3 protein-coding genes and 1 pseudogene are annotated in these 2,334 nt (G+C 61.8%); 2 read left to right on the top strand and 2 right to left on the bottom strand.

Going from position 1 to position 2,334, the window contains the following annotated elements; all coding sequences use genetic code 11:
- A partial coding sequence (locus AC0AP0_RS09650) for a ribonuclease H family protein (protein ID WP_490430306.1) occupies window positions 1-1,015 on the top strand: 1,015 nt, incomplete at its 5' end.
- A gap of 106 nt (window positions 1,016-1,121) precedes the next feature.
- The gene (rpiA, locus tag AC0AP0_RS09645) at window positions 1,122-1,820 is read left to right on the top strand and encodes a ribose-5-phosphate isomerase RpiA (RefSeq protein WP_198191403.1); all 699 of its coding nucleotides are present in this window, start codon (window positions 1,122-1,124) and stop codon (window positions 1,818-1,820) included.
- Window positions 1,821-1,958: 138 nt separating this feature from the next.
- On the opposite strand, the gene AC0AP0_RS09640 is transcribed toward rpiA, so the two are convergent.
- Both AC0AP0_RS09640 and AC0AP0_RS09635 read right to left on the bottom strand, forming a co-directional pair.
- Window positions 1,959-2,048, bottom strand: coding sequence for a 30S ribosomal protein bS22 (locus AC0AP0_RS09640; RefSeq protein WP_004268639.1), 90 nt, complete (start codon window positions 2,046-2,048; stop codon window positions 1,959-1,961).
- 67 nt (window positions 2,049-2,115) lie between these two features.
- Window positions 2,116-2,334, bottom strand: a pseudogene (locus AC0AP0_RS09635) (hypothetical protein); the annotation flags it as partial.

The raw sequence follows: 2,334 nt of genomic DNA, 5'->3' as shown, positions 1-2,334 counted from the left end.
GGTCGTCTCGACCGACGGCAGCGCACTGAGCAACCCCAATGGCCCCATGGGCTGGGCCTGGGCCGATCACGAGGGCGGCGACGCAGACGCAGGCGGCGCCAGCAACGGCACTAATCAGATTGGCGAGCTATGTGCCGTGCTGCAGGCGTTGCGCGCCCACCCAGGCGAGCGCCCGCTAGTCATCGAAACCGACTCCCAATACGCCATCAACTGCTCCACCACCTGGGTGCCCGGATGGAAGAAGAAGGGCTGGAAGAACTCCCAGGGCAAGCCGGTGAAGAACCGCCCCCTGATCGAAGCCATCGACCAGGAGATCCAAGCACGGCCGGGATCGGTCAGGTTTGTCTGGGTCAAGGGCCACGCCGGCGACACCTTCAACGAGAAAGTGGATACTCTGGCCCGCGGCTACGCCACAGCTGCAGGCAAGGGCGAACGGGAAGGCTGTCTGCCCATCGAGGGCTGGCGTTCGCTGCTGGCCTCTCCCTATGCCAAGGGCACGCAAGTGCCGTCCGCAGTCAAGACTGAACTGGACGGAGGGCCCCAAGTTCTGGACAAACTGGGCCGCAAGAGGGTCGGCCTGGACCAGGAGGAGCAGAAAGACCTGGCCGAAACCGCTGTCGAAGCCGAATCAGTGGAAGCAGCTTCCCCCCAGTCGCCAAAGACGCGGGATATCGAAGAAAGCCAATCCACAGTAACGGATCCAGGCGATGAGGCCATCAATGGCACACCCGACCCCGACATAGCCGATGGTCAGGAAGACGAACTCGCGCCGGCTTTCAAGGACACCTCAGATGCCGACACGGCTGACCAAGGGACCAAGAACTCCGGCGCCCGGGGACTGAGAGCCAGCGGCCGCGTCCGCATCACGCCGCCCCCATCCGGCAGCAGCATGTTCACGGGACAGGACCTGCATATCGTGGGGAGCATCGAAATAGATGCAGACATCGATCCTGACGGCTACCTGACCATTCAGGAGTCGCCTTTCCGCCTGCACGCCATCGAAGTGGAGGATTGAGCGGCTCATGGACCGTCAGGGGCCATCGTCTAGACTGGAATGAACCTGAATCAACAAGACCCGCAGACATCAGCAGTTGAGCGCATGCGGGCATGAAGGAGCGTGTATGGACAAGACCGAGCAGGACAGACTGAAGAAGGCCGCCGGCGTCGAGGCGGCCAAGCTGGTCGAGAACGGCATGACCGCCGGACTGGGCACCGGATCCACGGTCCGGTTCTTTGTGGATGAACTGGGACGGCGCGTGAAGGAAGAGGGTTTGGAGTTCACCGGCGTGACCACCTCCCGGCGGACCAAGGAACAGGCTGAAGGCTACGGAATCCGCATCGTCGACATCGACCAGGTTGATCATATCGATGTCACCATCGACGGGGCCGACGAGGTCGACAAGGACTTCAACGGCATCAAGGGCGGCGGCGCAGCCCTGCTCTGGGAGAAGATCGTAGCCGTCAACTCTCGAAGGATCGTCTGGATTGTGGACGAGTCAAAGGTGGTCGACACCATCGGCCGCTTCCCGCTGCCTGTGGAGGTCATCCCCTTCGGCGAGCGCCACGTCCTGGATCGTTTCAAGGAGCGCGGCTATAACCCAGTACTGCGGCTGGACGGCCAGGGGCAGCCGGTTCTGACCGACGAACACAACCACATCATCGATCTGCATCTGGATCGGATCGAGCACCCGCAGGATCTGGCCCAGGACCTGATCACCACCGTGGGTGTCGTGGAACACGGCCTCTTCCTCAACATGGTCGACACAGTCATCGTGGGCGACCCCAACGGGCCCCGGGTCATGACCAACGCCAACAAGTGAGCGTCAGCAATCATCCCCTCCCCTACTGGTTGGAGGCATCCGGCTGGCCACGCTGACCGGCGATGATATACACGAAGCCCCCCGCGTCCATTCGATGCGGGGGGCTTCGTTGACCCTGCTGGGCCATAAGTCATAAAGCTACTTGCGCTGGTGACGAGTCTTGCGCAGCAGTTTGCGGTGCTTCTTCTTGCTCATCCGCTTGCGGCGCTTCTTGATGACAGAACCCATCCGAGCCTCCGATCCTTAGTTACCTGGAAGTGTCCAACTTGCTTATCGTACACCGCTTGCGGGACGACTAAAGAGGAAAGGCCTTGTAAAAAGCCTCCAGCGCAGTCCGCTGGCCCTGGGCGCGGAAAACCACAGTATCATTCTGCCAGATGACCAGGGCCTTGTGCTCGTCGTCGCCATCCGCCTTCTCCAGGTAGGATCCGGTGACCGTGCCGCCGCTGCGAACATTGCCCGAGGCCAGCTCCTTGCCGGACATGCCCGTGGACTGGCTGTCATAGAGCGCCTT

It is taken from the genome of Bifidobacterium sp. POST2/T3 (B1), from assembly GCF_058197115.1.
This window is presented reverse-complemented; position numbering and strand designations above follow the sequence as displayed.